General features: G+C 32.6%; 9 protein-coding genes, 3 tRNA genes and 1 pseudogene. 8 read left to right on the forward strand and 5 right to left on the reverse strand.

Annotation, left to right across the window (positions count from 1 at the left end; genetic code table 11):
* The first annotated feature begins 876 nt into the window (after positions 1-876).
* Positions 877-3447 carry a preprotein translocase subunit SecA gene (gene secA, locus GOY13_RS01075; protein ID WP_369800345.1) on the forward strand — a complete coding sequence of 857 codons (2571 nt, stop codon included), beginning with the start codon at positions 877-879 and terminating at the stop codon, positions 3445-3447.
* A gap of 696 nt (positions 3448-4143) precedes the next feature.
* On the opposite strand, the gene GOY13_RS01080 is transcribed toward secA, so the two are convergent.
* A complete protein-coding gene (locus GOY13_RS01080) occupies positions 4144-5148 on the reverse strand; it encodes a ribonucleotide-diphosphate reductase subunit beta (RefSeq protein ID WP_175814010.1) in 1005 nt (334 codons plus the stop codon).
* A 128-nt stretch (positions 5149-5276) separates the two neighbouring features.
* Here GOY13_RS01080 and GOY13_RS01085 point away from each other — a divergent pair, with 128 nt between their 5' ends.
* Positions 5277-5615: an outer membrane protein assembly factor BamE gene (locus GOY13_RS01085; RefSeq protein ID WP_175814011.1), complete on the forward strand. Its 339-nt coding sequence runs from the start codon at positions 5277-5279 to the stop codon at positions 5613-5615.
* A gap of 372 nt (positions 5616-5987) precedes the next feature.
* Here GOY13_RS01085 and GOY13_RS01090 read toward each other — a convergent pair.
* A tRNA-Gly gene (locus GOY13_RS01090) sits at positions 5988-6060 on the reverse strand.
* A gap of 151 nt (positions 6061-6211) precedes the next feature.
* Here GOY13_RS01090 and GOY13_RS01095 point away from each other — a divergent pair.
* The 4 genes from GOY13_RS01095 (at position 6212) to GOY13_RS01110 (ending at position 9820) form a co-directional block, all read left to right on the forward strand.
* Entirely contained in the window at positions 6212-6832 is a 621-nt protein-coding gene (locus tag GOY13_RS01095) for a ribonuclease D (RefSeq protein ID WP_175814012.1), read from the forward strand.
* A 108-nt stretch (positions 6833-6940) separates the two neighbouring features.
* On the forward strand, positions 6941-7264 hold the full coding sequence (gene trxA / locus GOY13_RS01100; protein WP_175814013.1) for a thioredoxin: 324 nt from the start codon (positions 6941-6943) through the stop codon (positions 7262-7264).
* A 36-nt stretch (positions 7265-7300) separates the two neighbouring features.
* A tRNA-Ile gene (locus tag GOY13_RS01105) sits at positions 7301-7377 on the forward strand.
* A 523-nt stretch (positions 7378-7900) separates the two neighbouring features.
* Complete coding sequence (locus GOY13_RS01110) at positions 7901-9820, forward strand: ATP-dependent helicase (RefSeq protein ID WP_175814014.1); 1920 nt, start codon at positions 7901-7903, stop codon at positions 9818-9820.
* Positions 9821-9839: 19 nt separating this feature from the next.
* Here the strand turns inward: GOY13_RS01110 and GOY13_RS01115 are convergent, their stop codons facing one another.
* A complete protein-coding gene (locus GOY13_RS01115; RefSeq protein WP_175814015.1) occupies positions 9840-10817 on the reverse strand; it encodes a quinone oxidoreductase family protein in 978 nt (325 codons plus the stop codon).
* Between the two features lie 208 nt (positions 10818-11025).
* A tRNA-Pro gene (locus GOY13_RS01120) sits at positions 11026-11099 on the reverse strand.
* 1836 nt (positions 11100-12935) lie between these two features.
* On the opposite strand from GOY13_RS01120, the pseudogene icd reads away from it, so the two are divergent.
* Positions 12936-14312 (forward strand): annotated as a pseudogene (gene icd, locus GOY13_RS01125) (isocitrate dehydrogenase).
* Between the two features lie 884 nt (positions 14313-15196).
* Positions 15197-15829 carry an endonuclease III gene (gene nth / locus GOY13_RS01130; protein ID WP_175814016.1) on the forward strand — a complete coding sequence of 211 codons (633 nt, stop codon included), beginning with the start codon at positions 15197-15199 and terminating at the stop codon, positions 15827-15829.
* A 429-nt stretch (positions 15830-16258) separates the two neighbouring features.
* Here the strand turns inward: nth and nuoF are convergent, their stop codons facing one another.
* Positions 16259-17578, reverse strand: coding sequence for an NADH-quinone oxidoreductase subunit NuoF (gene nuoF / locus GOY13_RS01135; RefSeq protein ID WP_175814415.1), 1320 nt, complete (start codon positions 17576-17578; stop codon positions 16259-16261).
* Positions 17579-18037: the final 459 nt, after the last annotated feature.

Here is an 18037-nt window from a genome sequence, read left to right on the forward strand (position 1 = left end):
TAAGATTCATCTAAATTTTCTTTTGCCTATCAGGCTATAAAAATGTTTTACATCATATCTTCCTTAAAATAGTCTCTTTCCTTGTTAGATAAGAAACTTTACTACCTACATTCTTTTCACCACTTTTCTACTTTCAATTAGCAAAACAAAAAACTATGTCAATGCCTTTTTACTATACTCACTGTTTCTTTTTTAGAAATTTGCATTGATGTTAGCATGAATACTAAATATAATAACAATATTTTTATGTTCGTGGTTTTACTTAATTTCTGGTAAATTAAAAGTATCTCTTTATCTAAGAAGCTTCTTTTTGCAGCCTTTTATTACCATCAATAAATAAATCCTTAAATAGTGATATCTTCAGGCGTGATATGTTAAAGTGCTTAGCTTAAAAATTTTTAATTTTTCTTTGACCTTTATGTTCAAAAGAAATATCACCAAAATTCCAAAGGCCTTCTGGGCTTAACACTAACAAAAAGTCAATTTTATCTTAGATTATGAATGGAATGTACAGAGCACTAATAATTTTACTTCTTACCTACGTCTCCATTTAGGTTATATAAAGCCAAGCTTTCAGAATATTTATTTTCTATATCCATGTTGTACTAGAAATTTAGTATCAAGGAGTTGAGGATTAGAAATACCTAGTAATATAACTTTTTATATGCTAATAATCCGCAAGTGGTGAGTTTTTTTACTAATTTAGTATGTAAGTAAAGATTCTCTACGCTAATAGGCCATTGCTGTGATCTGTGTTTGTTAATATAATTTCATATAAAGTATGCGTTATTTAAATTTATGTCAGATTTTACTGTGATTTTGATAGTTATCTCTACATTTTTCATCTTTGTATTGTTGCTCCTTTTTGTAAGGAAGATGACGAATAGAAAGATAGCAAAGTCTTTTAGGAAGATTGTTCAACAAATAAATGCACTGGAACCAGAAATGCGTATCCTATCTGATAGGGAACTTGCTAGTAGAACTGAGAAGTTTAAGCAAGAATTAAAAGATGGGAAGTCATTAAATGACCTTCTCATACCTGCTTTTGCAGTTGTGCGTGAGGCATCTCGCAGATTTCTTAACATGAGACACTTTGATGTTCAGCTAATCGGTGGAATAGTTCTTCATAACGGTATGATATCAGAAATGAAAACAGGAGAAGGAAAGACACTTGTTGCAACTTTAGCTGCGTATCTTAATTCTTTGGAAGGCAAAGGAGTACATGTTGTAACCGTTAACGACTACCTTGCAAAACGTGATGCAGAGTGGATGAGTAAATTATATAATTTTCTTGGGGTCTCTGTTGCATCTATCACGAATGATTTGACAGATGAAGAGAGGAGGAAAGCTTATAGTTCGGATGTTGTGTATTCAACAAACAATGAACTTGCCTTTGATTACCTGCGTGATAACATGAAATTTTCCCAGGAAGATATGGTTCAAAGAGGTTTCAACTATGCAATAGTGGACGAGGTAGACTCCATATTAATCGATGAGGCACGGACTCCTCTTATTATTTCTGGTCCAGTTGAAGAAAATAATCAAATATATAGACGTATAAACAAAATAGTTAATAGATTAGCTAATTCTGATTATGAGGTGGATAAAAAGGGTAGAGCAGTATTTCTTACTGAAGATGGTATTTCACGTGTGGAGAAGCTACTTAGATCATATAATCTCATTCCTGAAAATTCTTCACTATATGATACTAATAATATTATAATGACACACTATGTAGATCAAGCATTACGTGCACATAAGCTATTTGCTGCTGATAGAGATTATATAATAAAGGATGGGAAGGTAGTGATTATTGATGAATTTACAGGGCGTATTATAGAAGGTAGAAGATATTCTGATGGTCTTCATCAAGCACTTGAAGCAAAGGAAAATCTTGAGATTCAGCACGAAAATCAAACTTTAGCATCAATCACGTTTCAGAATTACTTCCGTATGTACAATAAACTTTCTGGTATGACTGGAACGGCAGCAACGGAAGTGGAAGAGTTTCGTGATATATACAGGCTAAATGTAGTGAAGATCCCAACTAATTTACCTGTAAAGAGGATAGATGTTGACGATGAAATTTATGGCACAGAAAAAGAAAAATTTGATGCTGTGTTAAAATTTGTAGAGAAATGCCATAAGCGGCTTCAACCAGTTCTTGTAGGTACAGTAAGTATTGAAAACTCTGAGAAGCTTTCTGCGCTTTTGCGAAGCCACTCTCTTAAACATTCAGTATTGAACGCTCGTTATCATGAGCAAGAAGCATACATAATAGCACAAGCTGGGGCACCAGGTAGTATTACTATAGCAACCAATATGGCAGGACGTGGAACTGACATTCAGCTTGGTAGAAATGCTGAAATGATAGCGAAAATTGAACTAAAAAAGATAAGGAATGCTGATGAGAAAGAAAAAAAATATCAAGAAATAGTTCAAAGAGTAGAGAAAGATAAGGAAATTGCTATAAAGGCTGGTGGTTTATGTGTTATTGGAACCGAGAGACATGAAAGTAGAAGAATAGATGATCAATTGCGTGGACGTTCTGGCCGTCAAGGTGATCCTGGACTTTCTAAGTTCTTTTTGTCGCTTGAAGATGATTTAATGAAAATATTTGGTTCTGATAGAATGAGAAGCTTTTTACAAAGAGTAGGTCTAAAAAATAATGAAGCTATTCATCATCCATGGCTCAATAGGGCACTTGAGAAAGCACAAAAGAAAGTTGAGGCGCGAAATTATGATGTGCGAAGGTCTCTACTTAAGTTTGATGATGTAATTAATAGCCAACGCAAAGTTATTTTTGAGAAGAGGAATCATATTATAGGTAATGATGTTAATGATCTATTTGAAGTGTATAGTGAAGTAAATGAGGAAGTGGTAGAAAGTATAGTACAAAGCGGTTATTATGAAGATTATGTTGAGGATATTATCAAAGAATTCTATACAAGGTATAGGATAACACTTAGTAAAGATACCCTGGAGGAATTTTTGAATAAACAAGAAGCATTGGATTATATAAATGGTAAGATACAGGAGCTCTTTGATGAGAAAGAAAAGTACTTTAATAGTCACAACACTACAGACTTATGGAATAAGGTAGTAAAGCAGGTAATGATTATGACACTTGATCATTTATGGAGGGAACATCTTTCAATTTTAGAGAGCTTAAGGCAAAGTGTAAATTTACGCGCCATGGGGCAAAAGGACCCACTGAATGAATTTAAGCGTGAAGCTTTTTTGATGTTTGAGTCACTGCTTGAGAAGTGGAAAGAGCTTACTATTTACCGCTTAGCGCACTTTAAGTTAGCAAATGACAAAGAGATAGACAACTTACATTCCACTAAAAGAAATACTTTTCCTAAGGTTTCAAGAAATGATAAATGTCCTTGTAGCTCAGGTAAGAAGTATAAACACTGCCACGGTGCAATTACTCTGGTAAATTAACGTTCTGTAGGTTGCTTCTGATATTATCAAATTTACTTTACCTAACTCTTGCCATCCAGTAGAGGTACTCTGTGTTACTTGCCTGAGTCTTAAATTGACCTCCTTTGGTAATTTTCATTAATTCATTAGATATGTTTTCACCTATTAGGTAATATTAGTTGCAGTAAGCTTCTATAATTAGAAGTAATGTACTATAAATTATTGCAAGAAATGGTTCATTGTGATTAATATAGTGGTGAATTCAATTTATTAGTTGACTGAAGTAACATCTACACAGTGAGGTCATCCAATTGCCATACTTAGTGATAATAACTCATGTACATGATGTCTTTTAATCGTACCATGATCTATAATTTAGAGTAGATAAAGGAAGTTGTGATAAGAAATACAAAATTAATGGTATTAAAAATGCAGTAGGTAAGTATACTCTGTTCTCTTAGTAAAGAATTAATTCAAAACCCAAAAATACTTATTGAAATATTTGCTATGGCTCCTTTTATTTATGATTCAAAGAAACACCTGCTCCGATTTATAACTTTTTAGATTTACTTTGTATTCTAAGTTTGCATGAGTGTTTCATATGCTTAGATATATTGTAAATTAATTCGCTTTCATAAAGCTAGTCATTCAAAGTTTGTTTCATCAATTTCAGATATAAACTAGAACCACTTGGATAACAATAGATAATTCAAGAGGCTAATTGGCTTCTTTGTCGTTAGCATTATTTTCAGCTTCAGCAAAAACCTCCTCCCATGTGCCTTTAGTTGCTGCACGGCTATATTCTGTTACTCTGTTTTCAAAGAAGTTTGTATGTTCTACTCCGTTTAGTATTTCATCAAGCCATGGAAGGGGATTGGCATTAATATCGTATATGAGTTTTAGTCCTAATTGTGTTAGTCTCCTGTTTGCTATATAGCGTATATAATTGCTTACTTCTTTTGCAGATAATCCTTCAACATCTCCTAAGTTAAAAGCAAGCTTTATAAATTCGTCTTCAAGTTCAACAATTGTACGACATGCAAGATACAGTTCCTTTCTGAATTCCTCATTCCAAATTTCATTATTCTCTTTAATAAACGTATTAAATAGATTGATTATCGAATTGGTATGCAAAGTTTCATCACGCGCTGACCAAGCAATTATTTGTCCCATGCCTTTCATTTTCCCGAAACGTTGAAAATTGAGCAAAATTGCAAATGATGCAAATAACTGCAATCCTTCGGTAAATGCGCCAAATACTGCTAGAGTTTTAGCCACATGTTTTTTATCGTGTTTTTTGCTCTCTTCAAATTCTAGCATATATTCATATTTCTTCCTTGTGGCTTCATATTTTAGAAATGCTTGGTATTCACTTTCTGGCATACCAATTGTATCTAGGAGATATGAATAAGCTGCAATATGTATAGTCTCCATATTAGAAAAGCTTGCAAGCATCATACATATTTCTGTTGGCTTGAATATATTCGTATAATGCCTCATGTAGCAATTATTTACTTCAATATCTGCTTGAGTAAAGAATCTGAAAATCTGAGTTAACAAGTTTTTTTCTATATTAGAAAGCTTTGTTTTCCAATCCTTTATATCATCAGCAAGTGAAACTTCTTCTGGAAGCCAATGTATTCTTTGTTGCTGTAGCCACGCATCGTACGCCCATGGATAATTAAAAGGCTTATATATTGGGTCTGATTCTAGCAACGACATATGATACCTAGTTATTTCCTAAAGTTAATATTATATTGAGTAATATCAAAATTAGTCAATTTCACTTTTATAAAATTTGACTATAGCTAGTTTACTAGTGTATTATAATTTGCCTGTCTATCAAAGGGATGAGAGTATTAATATACTTGGTTCTGTTATTTTTAATAAGCTGTACACATACTATTCATAATCATGGAGCTTCAGGCGTTAGTCCTGAATTGTGGAGCAAGGTAAAAATAGGTGATAATAAAGAAAAAGTAGTTCATATTTTAGGAGCACCAACATTGACGTCTCAATTTGACGAGAATATTTGGTATTATATCTCATATAAAATTAAACAATCTAATTTTCTTGGGAACAGAAAGTATAGCAGTAAATCTCTGCAGATTTCATTTGGTCAGGATGATAAAGTGACAAATATAGAAAAAATTGACATTTCGGAAAAAGCGTTAGCTGTTATTGATTAATTGAAAGCTTATTCGTGTTATGTGTTAGACTACAGTTTATTATTTGTGCCTTTTAATAGGCAATATAAGACAGAATTTTAGCTGTATATTTTAGAAACTTACTGAAAAGAGAGGTGAGAGACTCTGATAGCTAATGTCCAAATACTTCCTGACCTACTTAACTTTTTTACTGCCTCATGAGTAGGTTTTTGCTTTATAGGTAATAAAATTAATAATCTTTTATGAGTTTAAGGTTATGTAGATAAAAGTCTAAATATAGGATGATAAATGCTATAGCTTTTTTCATTATTAACCTGCATAGATTATGTCCAAGCCTGGGGTGGGAGTGAGAGAAATAAATGAATTTTTGACTAAGAAACTTTAAAAGTGGAGAGCGGGAGAAGGGATTCGAACCCTCGACTTCAACCTTGGCAAGGTTGCGTTCTGCCAACTGAACTACTTCCGCAGGTTAACTAATTCTTAAATTATAGGTATATACAATAATTTGTAAACCATATGCATGTCCAAAATTTAAGGAACTGTATTTATATATTTGTGTACTTAAAAGTAACTTTCAATTATTATTAGTCTTTTGATATTTCGTTTCGCAAAATCTTATGGGTATATTTGTATACGAAGATGATTTACCGGATGGTTTAATACAGGATAATGTAAGATCTATAGCTATTGATACGGAGGCAATGGGTTTGCTTCATAACAGGGATAGATTATGCCTTGTGCAGCTTTCCTTTAATGATGGGAATGCTCACTTAATCCAGTTCAGAAACAGTTATGCTGCTCCAAATTTAAAAAAATTATTGAGTAATGACAATATAACTAAAATATTTCACTTTGCAAGGTTTGATATTAGTATAATACATTATTATTTGAAAACCTGGGCCCTCCCATGCTATTGCACAAAAATAGCTTCGCGTTTAGTTCGTACCTATACAGACAATCATAGTTTAAAGGAGTTATGCCTAGAACTACTTGATATAAAATTGAACAAGCAGTATCAATCTTCTGATTGGGGAAGTAAAAATTTGACAGATAAGCAAAAAAGTTACGCTGCATCTGATGTTTTATACCTTCATAAAATAAAAGAAAAGCTAGATTCGATGCTAGAACGTGAAAATAGGAAAGAATTAGCAAAAAAGTGCTTTGAATTTCTTTCTACTCGTGTCAAACTAGATTTAATGGGTTGGGGAAACGTTGATATTTTTAATCACCAGATGTGATGGAATTTTTGCCTATATGTTTTATAATAATTTTAGCTATTTGGCAGTAATTTAATTGATTATTTACTGATAATTATGCTATACTGTATGAGTTGAGTTAGGTGTTTTATGAGTGAAGATATTACATCAGTAGATGATCAAAGCTTTAATTCTGAAGTTATTAGCTGTAAAGGGTTTGTGTTAGTAGATTTTTGGGCAGAATGGTGTAGACCGTGTAAAAGTTTAATGCCATATATTGAGCAATTAGCTCGAGATAAAAAAGGTAAGGTTAAGGTTTGCAAATTCAATGTAGATGGAGAGACTGATGTGCCAAGTAAGTACGGGATTCAATCTATACCTACTTTAATTATATTTCAGGACGGTAAAGAAATTGCGCGTAAGGTTGGTATAATAAATGATTTATCAAGTTGGGTTAATAACAAGATAAGCTGACAGACAAATTTGTTTTTATGTATATGCAAATAAGTGGGGATTGTAGCTCAATTGGTTAGAGCAGTTCGCTCATAACGAATTGGTCGTAGGTTCGAGCCCTACCAATCCCACCATGCAATGGTGCTATCGTTTAATGTTTTCAGTAGTTTTTATTTTCTAGGCAAGGGCTCCCCATAATAAAATAGTGTCTTAGCTTATTAAGATAATTTAGATTATAAAAAGATATAACATATAAAACTAGCCAAATTTTGGGAACAATGTCATGAATGTGGAAAGCATATGACAGTTTAGTTTAGTAACATATTGGCTAGCTTTGGGTAAAAAAGCTTATTATGATGTTATATTAGCTCCCTTGTCTCAAAACTTTCTGTTGGAGTTAGATTAGAAAACAGAAATGCAAGTGCAAGTGCGATACGCACGAGCTATAAAGAATTCTGCTTTATCTATCAATAAGCATGATTTTGGTCAAATTAAGTTGCTATAGCTCAACAAATGCTCAATACTGCAGAATAGAATCGCTAGGATTTGGTCTTTCATTATGCTTTACTTTAAGTATATATTTTTATCATCATATTTAATATGACCTTTTCAATATTTTAGATATGTTTAACCTTACAAGTGATAATCTATAGCACAATGGATAGTTATTTTTCACTGCTAAATCAAGAGCAGCAATTAGCTGTATCTAATGTAAACGGACCAATTTTAATATTGGCTGGTGCTGGAACTGGGAAAACGAAAACCCTTACTTCAAGGATAGCACATATAGTTAGAAATGGCTATGCTAGTCCTGATGGAATATTAGCAGTTACATTTACTAATAAAGCTGCAAATGAAATGTTATCGAGAGTTTTTGAACTCACAGGTGTAAGCATACCATGGCTTGGTACCTTCCATGCAATTGCAGCGAAAATCTTACGCTGTCATGCTGAAGTCGTAGGTTTCAGTTCCAATTTTACCATCATTAGTATGGATGAACAATTACAGGTAATAAAAAATATTATTAATGAAGTAAACTCTGATTACTCATTAGGAAAGTGTAAGACTGTTATGAGTATTATCCAGAAGTGGAAAGAGAAATGTTTATTCCCACATGAGGTAGAGAGCATTCAATCATTTAGGTCTTTATATGTGACTGCACTTAAAATCTATTACCAGTACCAAGAAAGGTTAAGGTACCTTAATTCTCTTGATTTTGGTGATTTACTATTATATAATATACAGCTTTTTAAGCAAAAGGCTAAAACCTTATCATACTACCAAAACAAGTTCAAGTACATTATGGTAGATGAGTACCAAGACACAAATGCAATACAATATCTTTGGCTAAGGTATTTAGCAAGAGGACATTCAAATATTTGCTGTGTAGGGGATGATGATCAATCAATATACAGTTGGCGCGGTGCAGAAATTGAAAATATTCTGAAATTTTCTGATGATTTTAAAAATACAAAAACCGTTAAGTTGGAGTATAACTATAGATCGACATATCACATACTCGCGACTGCATTATATGTTATTAATCATAATAAAACACGCTTAGAAAAAAAGTTATGGACAACAAATTCTGATGGAGAAAAGGTAAATCTAGTAAAATTATGGGATAGCAAAGCTGAAGCAAAGTTCATAAGTAAATGGATATTAAATCTTGGTAAGTATAGATTTAATGAAGTTGCCGTACTGGTAAGAGCTACTTTTCAAACTAGAATTTTGGAAGAGTATTTTATGAAATATTCAATTCCATATAAGATTATAAGCGGTGTAAAATTCTATGAGCGGAAGGAAGTTAGAGACATAATTGCATATCTAAGGCTTGTTATAAACAACAATGATGACTTAGCTTTTGAAAAGGTTGTGAATCTTCCAAAGAGAAACATAGGGAATATGACTCTAAAAAAGATATATATGATTGCTCAAGATAATAAGACTTCTTTTTTTGAAGCGGCAAAAGCCTTGGTTAAAGACAATCAGATCACTGGGAGAATTAAGCTATCACTCAATGATTTTCTAAATAAGATTGATATTTGGAAAGAGATAGCAAATGTAAAACCATTACATAAATTTGTTGAAATTCTGATAAATCAATCAGGATACATAAAAATGCTTGAAAATGTAGAGGAGATGACAGGTATAGCTCGGATAGAAAACATTAAAGAGCTTATTTCATCTCTGAAAAATTTCGATAATGTTACAGCTTTTTTGGAACATATAAGCTTAGTGATGGATGTGGATAACATGGGTAGTGGAGATAATGTATACATTATGACTCTTCATGCAGCTAAAGGACTTGAATTTCCATGTGTATTTTTACCTGGTTGGGAAGAAGGATTATTCCCACACCAAAAATCTTTTGAAGATAAAAGTGGTAGAGCTTTAGAGGAAGAAAGAAGGCTCGCATATGTTGGAATAACCAGAGCAAAAGAGAGATTAATTATTTCATGTGTAAGCAGAAGAGAAATGAATAATCAATGGCAATCAATGTATACTTCGAGATTCATCAAAGAACTACCGAATGAGAATGTTGAGATAATTAAGAATAGCATTGACTACTGCTAAAATGTAAGCCTTAACTCCCTTAAGGGGCTTTTATGATATTTAACCCAGCTGTTTTTCTATTTTCCATATCAAGGTGAGCTTTTATTATCTCATCGAATTTATACTTTTTATTAATCCTTACATTCAAAGTCTTTTTTTTGATCATCTCAAAGATTTCTACTGCAGTAAGTACTAGTGTGAATCTGTTATGCTTATAATGATATATTGATGTTCCTGTAGCAAATAGTGAACGTGAACTAAGCAAAGAGAAGCTAATAGAAGCACTACCTGATATCTCTCCATAGGAGACATATATGCCAAATTCTCCTAGAGAATTGAAAGAAAGTTTCCTTGTAGTATAGCCTATAGGATCATATACTGCACCTACTCCTTTACTTTGTGTAATCTCCATGACCTTAGGAATAAAGTTATTGTCGTGGTAATTTATTGCGTACCTGCAGCCATTTTGTAAAGCTATCTTTATTTTTTCATCAGAACTTACGGAACCTATCACTACTCCTTTTTTGTTACTTGCCCATTGACATATTATCTGTCCTAATCCTCCACTAGCTCCATGTACAAGAACAACAGCACCAGGCTTTATTTTATAAGATTGGTTGACTAAATAGTGAGCTGCCATGCCTTTGAATAGTACTGCTGCTGCAATTTCATCCGATATTTCGTCTGGAATCTTTACCAAGTATTTCTGGTGTATGATACGCCTCTCACAATATGCCCCAGGTGGAGCTGTGCAATATCCAACCCTATCCCCAATCTTTAGATAGTTGCTTGTTTCATTACCAAGCTTTTCAACAACACCAACTGCCTCTACTCCAAGTACTGAAGGAAAATTTTTAATTTCACGAATGCCTTTTCTATGCTCAAGATCGTAACGATTTAAACCTATAGCTGTATGACGTACCAAAACCTCTTCGCTTTTTGGCTCACTTATATTTTTATTAACAAACTCTAGTACTTCTATTCCTCCGGTTTTTTTAATTTGTACAGCTCTAATCATAGTGAATATTGAGAGAACTTTGATTATATTATATAGTAGCTAGCATCTTGTAAAATTGTTTATAAGAATGTAACTAATAGTCTAGACATTAGCAGTAGGTAATTGTAAGTCATGGATACGATAGATATATTAATGAGAGGCATAAGACTTAATTGATTAAGGTAAGTTGCCAGCAAATTTTTAAAACGCATTAAAATTAATGTAAAAGTCGGGGCAGAGAGATTTGAACTCCCGACCCTTTGGTCCCAAACCAAATGCGCTACCAGGCTGCGCTATGCCCCGCTCCCTTTATTTAGAATACAAATTAGATGTATAAAATGCAAGGTTCATTCACATACTGAGAAGTATTTCATTTGTAAATGTCTTTTGTTCTGTACCACATTATATCTTTTGGATTCCATTTAAATTTCATTTTATAAGAAATTATTTGTCTTATTTTTAATACTCTTGCAAGTTATACAACTAAAATGATACATTAATAATTTCCTACTATTCTATATTTGATAGAAACTAAGTTTACTTTTAAAGTAATGATTTAGTCTCTACTCTCGATTATTCTACCTTATTGTCATGATTACATCCTATTTCGTATTTATGTTTTATCATCTCACACTAATATTTTTTAGTGTTATTCCATAGCTGTTATTACATTAATTTCTGATTTATATTTATTTATTTTTTGCCATCCAATCCTATACCAAGATTAACTTTAGCGTATATAAATTTTTACTTTAATGAATTGATTAGTATTTTTTTATTTTATACTCTACTGTATCCATATAGTAAGTTTTTGTGCTTTCTATTACCACAGTTCCAATATATGTTAGTTCTTGCTATGCTGCACATTTTCTGTATTGTAGTATTATTGTAAAATGAATTCTTTCTTTTCTAGAAAATCTATTTCTCATCAGAAATATGCTTGTCATATCACTTTTTGCCTTTTATTTTAAAGGATACTCTACTTGATCAGGGAATAGAATTTATAATATCTTGAAATCTGAAATCTTATCTAGAGTAACAGTTAGATTACATATATGAAACATTGTGCTGGCTAAGGGAAGTAAATTAGGCCTAAATTCCAGCAGAAGAGTACAGTTTTTGTATGTTATACAACTTTCATATTTCATTTAATGCTAGATCAATGTTATGTTATAATGTATATTATCGCATATCATTAGCAAGTTCTCTAGTATATAAAAGATTTCTATGGTATATTCTTCCAGAAGCTTTAGTAGGTCCTTGTATTCTAGTTGGCTTTCATATACTTATTGATGTTATCAAAAGACTTTACATCTTCATGTCTCCATCAGTAGGTAACGAAAAAGTATCAATAAATCATACATAGACTAATAGATAAATATGGCTATAGAGTTATCAAAATTTGTGCTGTCAAGTACATAACTAGTAGTGAACTTTGCTCTTTTTTGAAATACATGTACTATATACCGTAAGTCCATAAGTACTAATTTAGCTATCTCATCTAGTGAAAAGGATATTATTAGAGTTGCTATTTTTATAGCATATAAAAATATTAATGAATTCACAATCTATTGCTACCATGTTTCAAAATTTGCTATAGAACATTTGTTTGCATTGGTTAATAACGTAAACAAAAGCAAAATGAGCTAGATTATAAAGATATAGAAGTGACTAACCAATAATGGTTTTAGATAAGTCTTGGAACAAATACTTCAATATTTCCCTTATAGAACATCATATAATTGTTTTTGGTGTGTCGTATTACACAATAGTTCGATTTGCTTATCAAGTTTTGTTAATATTAACGTTATATTTTGTATTCACTATGCGAGTTGTAGATAGCATTTTGTTGCTAGTTATTTAGCTTTCTAGTGAAGATCTTTTCACAAATATGCAAGTGGATTTGCCAAGTAAGGAAGAAAAGGAACATAAAAACTAAGTAATCTTACAGTACCTTTGTATACTCTGTATAAATCACTTTGATATCTTCTTTAGTACTATTGATTTACCTTTATAAGCTAGTTATATAGTATATATGTTATTGAATAGGCATAAGTATGTTAGTTTGATGGTATTGATCTCTTGTCTTACTCTGTTATTTGGATTAATATAGACAGTCATTTTCTAATAAGAAAAGTTATGTCAACACCAATCACGGTTGCGTATGGTGATGGTATCGGACCAGAAATTATGGAGATGGTACTATCAGTATTGTGCAAGGGCAGGGGGCAAAAATTTCAGTGGATATTATTGAAATAGGAAAGCTTCTTTACTATAAGAGATGGTCTCACGGGATTTCTCCAAGTGGATGGAAGTCTATTAAAAGGACAAAGATATTGCTTAAGTCTCCGACAACAGCTCCTCAGGGTGAAGGGACATAAAAGTTTAAATGTTACGCTTAGAAAAAATCTTGGACTATATGCAAACATCAGGCCATATATTTCGTATCATCCTATTATAGAAAGTAGGTTCAACAAATTTGATATCATTATAATATGTGAGAATGAGGAAGACATTTACACAGAGATAGAGTATAGGCTTACTGGTGACTCTTACCAATGCGCTAAGATTATTACTAAGTCCAACTTAGAGAAGATATGCAGATATGCTTTTGAATATGCGAAAAAGCATAATAGAAAGAAAGTAACTTGTTTAACTAAAGATGTCATAATGAAAATGACAGATGGTACTTTCCACTCAGTATTTAACAGAATTGCAAAAGATTACAGTCTTATAAAATCAGAACATTATAAGTCGATATTGGAATAGCACGTGTTGCCACAGAGCCTGAAAATTTTGACGTTATAGTAGCCGGAAACTTGTATGGTGATATATTATCAGATATAATGGCACAAATTTCTGGTTCTGTGGGATTAGCTGGAAGTAGTAATGTTGATAGTGAATATGCAATGTTTGAAACAGTTCATGGTTCTGCTCCTGATATTGCAGGAAAGAACATGGCTAATCCTTCCGGTCTTTTAAATGCTGCAGTCCATATGCTGATTTACATAGGTCAAGTAAGTGCTGCAAAGTTAATTTACAATGCGTGGCTAAAAACTCTGGAAGATGGCATACATACTGCTGATTTTTATAAGGAAGGAAAGAGCAAACAGAAAGTTAGTACAAGGGAATTTGCAGAAGCTGTTGTGAATAATTTTGGAAAAAATCCTAAAACTTTGCGTGGATTTCTCATCAATGATTCAGCAAAGATAGTAGTAAAGTGAGTGAGGCGTGTGATGATTATAGAAAGGACTACAAGGTTAGGGAGTTGGTTGGTAGTGATATAACAATTGCCTGGAATAGATCAGAAGGTCTTGATCGTCTGGTGAGGTTATTTGCATTAGGCAATCCGAAAATTATAGCAATATACTCAAAAGGGCTTGCAATTTGGCCAGGAGGCTCAAAATCTTTAAGCGACCAAATAACTTGCTAATCAAACTTGAAGAAAACAGCTTTGATGTAGTAAGAATAGATAAATTATATTTATATGATGGGGAAGAAGGTTTTTTTGTTTAGTTAATTGTCAATCACTTTATGCCTGTATTAGGTACATATTATTTGTATGTAGTGTAGTATATTAGCATTTTCAACAACTAGACAATATTTAGATGGCAGTGTTTTTAATGTATTGAGAATAAAAGTTTGTTAGATATAAGTAAGGTTTACTATTTTTAGTTAATTCTTGAAGAAGTAATATGTGAAATTGTTTTTGTAAATTGTTTTTATGAGTGTAAGCAGGAATATGTTTGACCAAATTTATAAAGCTCACCAAGAGTTAAAGAAAAGGGGCTTTTGTCCCTTTGTTAAGATAAGCATTAATGCTGAAAATGATTGATATTTTGCATCATATTGGTTCTAGTGGGAAATTATTTAAAAATTGAGCATCCCTAAAAGGGAAATAATCAGGAGATTACAATAAATTAATGTCTGTATTTTAAAAAGTGGACTTCTTGCCTGGAAAGGCTCAGAAAAATATTTAGCTATACAGAGAAATTTTACCTGTTTCAGTGCTTTTTCTATTTACTTCTTAGTAAATCTTATTACTGAAAGGCTACTCTAGGTGTAAGTATGTTTTCTCTATTTGTATTAATAATATTAGTTGGAGTTCTAGCTTGTTGTTTCTAAAAAAGTTGAGAAATATATGTTAAAAAATATGAAAAAGTTTTGCTGAAGATTTAGGAAATAGAATCCAAAATGGAGCTAATCTATGAAATTAGTTCAATTCTTAAAGCTGTAATGCCTGTTGTTAGAAAATATTTTGTAGATGCGACTAGTAATCAACTGAAAGTGACTTCTATGAGCAAACTTGTTTATTCAACGATAACACTAAGCAATAGTACAAGCCTCAAGTGATTTGATTTACATGATAAACAGTGTAATATAAGCTTTTAGCTCTATAAATGGACTTAAAGAAAATAGAATTAGTGTTCGAAAAGTTCAGTCAATCGAATCCTACACCAAAAATAGAATTAAACTATACCAATCATTTTACATTGCTAACTGCGCTGATTTTATCAGCTAGAGCAACTGATGTGAGTGTTAATAGAATTACAAAAGAGCTATTTAGTATTGCTGATACACCGGAGAGGATGCTAATCCTCGGGCAAAATGAGCTAAGGAAGCGCATAAATAGCATCGGTTTATGTAATTCTAAAACAAAAAATATAGTTAAGCTCAGCAAAATATTAGTTGAGCAGTACAATAGTAAAGTTCCTACAAATTTTGAAGACTTGCTTTCTTTACCAGGAGTAGGAAGGAAGAGTGCTAATGTATTCTTAAATTCCGTGCTTGGCATTCCAACATTGGCAGTTGACACCCACGTTTTTAGGGTGAGCAATAGAATTGGACTTGTAAAAGAAAAAGATGCGTTCAAAACGGAGCAATCTCTTTTGGATTTAATTCCAAGGAAATATCTATTTTATGCTCATCGCTGGCTAGTTTTGCATGGTAGATATACTTGCAGAGCACAAAAACCATTGTGTAGGGCGTGCATAATTCATGACCTATGTGAGTTTGAGGGAAAAAAGGTGTAATTTTAGTACCTTTCATAGTTTCATAAATATTTGGGTTTTAAGTTTGTCAAAGAAGTATTATCCAAAGCAGTTTAACCTTATGCCTAGAAGGCTTACTTTCAGCCAAGTGAATGTGTAATAAAGGCTCACTCTGCATTAAGTATTATGAATTGATTTTTATTTATGAAACTTATAGATTGAGAAAAGGTGTTAAAATAGCTCTATAGTAGGTAGCTACATGCTCATCAGTTTGCATTTTCTTTTATATTGTCTTCAAATAACCTATAAGTACACTTTCATCATAAAGCTTCTGGACGGAATTTAGTAAAGACATAAGATGTACATAAAAGAGATTGAATATGAGACATTTTCTGTGCACACTTTTGCTATCCAAATTACTAATGGATAGTTGAATGCCTTTGGTTAGAAAAAGTAGTATAGTAAAATTTATCAAGTAATCTTTATACCTAATTTTTCCTTTGGTTTCGATTTTCTCATAAAGTTTCTGCTAGATCGAGACCTTTTTTCAATTAAGTCACGAAAGTGTCTTATTAATCCTTGAACTGGCCAAGCTGCAGCGTCACCAAGTGCACAGATTGTATGTCCTTCTATTTGAGTTGTAAGATTGAGTAACTTATCTATTTCATCGAGATTAATTTGTCCTATTACCATTCTTTTCATGATTCTCCATACCCATCCAGTACCTTCACGACATGGTGTACATTGTCCGCATGATTCATGCATATAGAAGTGTGACAACCTCTCTATTGCAGCTATTATATCAGTTGATTTATTCATTACTATTATAGCTCCAGTACCAAGTCCTGACTGTACAGCTCTTAATGAATCAAAATCCATTTCAATGGTGTCACATATAGATTTTGGAATTAATGGAACTGAAGATCCACCTGGTATTACAGCAAGCAAATTATCCCAGCCCCCTTGCACTCCACCTGCATATCTTTCAATTAATTCACGTAGTGGAATTCCTAGCTCCTCTTCAACGTTACATGGATTATTTACGTGTCCTGAAATGCTAAAAATCTTAGTACCAGTATTGTTTGGTTTCCCAAGAGATGCAAACCACCATCCTCCGCGACGCAAAATATCTGGAACCATAGCTATGGTTTCAACGTTATTTATTGTAGTTGGGCAGCCAAAAAGTCCAACATCTGCAGGAAATGGTGGCTTCATGCGAGGGAAGCCCTTTTTCCCTTCAATTGATTCAAGTTGAGCTGTTTCTTCTCCACATACGTAGGCTCCTGCTCCTCTATGAATAAATATGTCAAGGTTATGACCTGAGTTACAAGCATTTTTCCCAATTAAGCCTTCTTGGTAAGCTTCCTTAAGTGCTTTTTTTAAAATTAGGTACTCGTTGTAAAATTCACCTCTGATATAAATATATGCAGTTGATGCGTTGATTGCTTTGCTAGCTAAGAGAATCCCTTCAAGTAATTTATGTGGCTCATACCTCAATATATCTCTATCTTTGCATGTGCCTGGTTCTGATTCATCTGCGTTGACTACTAAATACACAGGTTGCCCTTTTGAGGGATTTCTAGGCATAAAGCTCCACTTAAGACCTGTTGGAAATCCTGCACCTCCTCTACCTCTTAAGCCAGACTTTTTTACCTCATTGATGATCTTCTCAGACCCTAAATCTAATAACTCTTTTGTTTTTTGCCAACTGCCAAGCTTTTTTGCACTTTCAAGAAGTGGAGTTTCTTTACCATTTAGATTTGTAAATATTTTATTTTGTTCCTTTAACATATCCATTTGGGCTTAAGAAGTTAATAATGCTAAAAACAGAAGCTCCTATGCTACTTTATTTGTTGATAATAAAGCTTAAAGATATATTTTATAGTTAATAGCTTATCTAAGAATATATACCTTATTAAAAACTTACAATGAAAATTAACAAGTGGTTGCTATACAAGAGCTAAGTGTCCCCAAAGGGAAGGGTTTCTAGAAGAGACAGAGACTTTCAGAGAATATATTAATATGAGAATTAAAGTACCAGTAGAACAAAATCAGTGCGATAAAAACATCGATGTCATTTTGTCGAACTGCTACAGAATATTTATCCATCAAGTAGTGTTGCTGAAAGATAAATGAGACTTTTAGGTTATCTTGTTGCTTTTATAGCTATTTAATTCTTATGCTACAGGTCAATACTTTTAATTCATGTGGTTGTGTATAGAAATATTAATGATCAGTATCAGTTTCTTC

This window comes from Wolbachia endosymbiont of Cruorifilaria tuberocauda, assembly GCF_013365475.1.
Classification (GTDB): domain Bacteria; phylum Pseudomonadota; class Alphaproteobacteria; order Rickettsiales; family Anaplasmataceae; genus Wolbachia.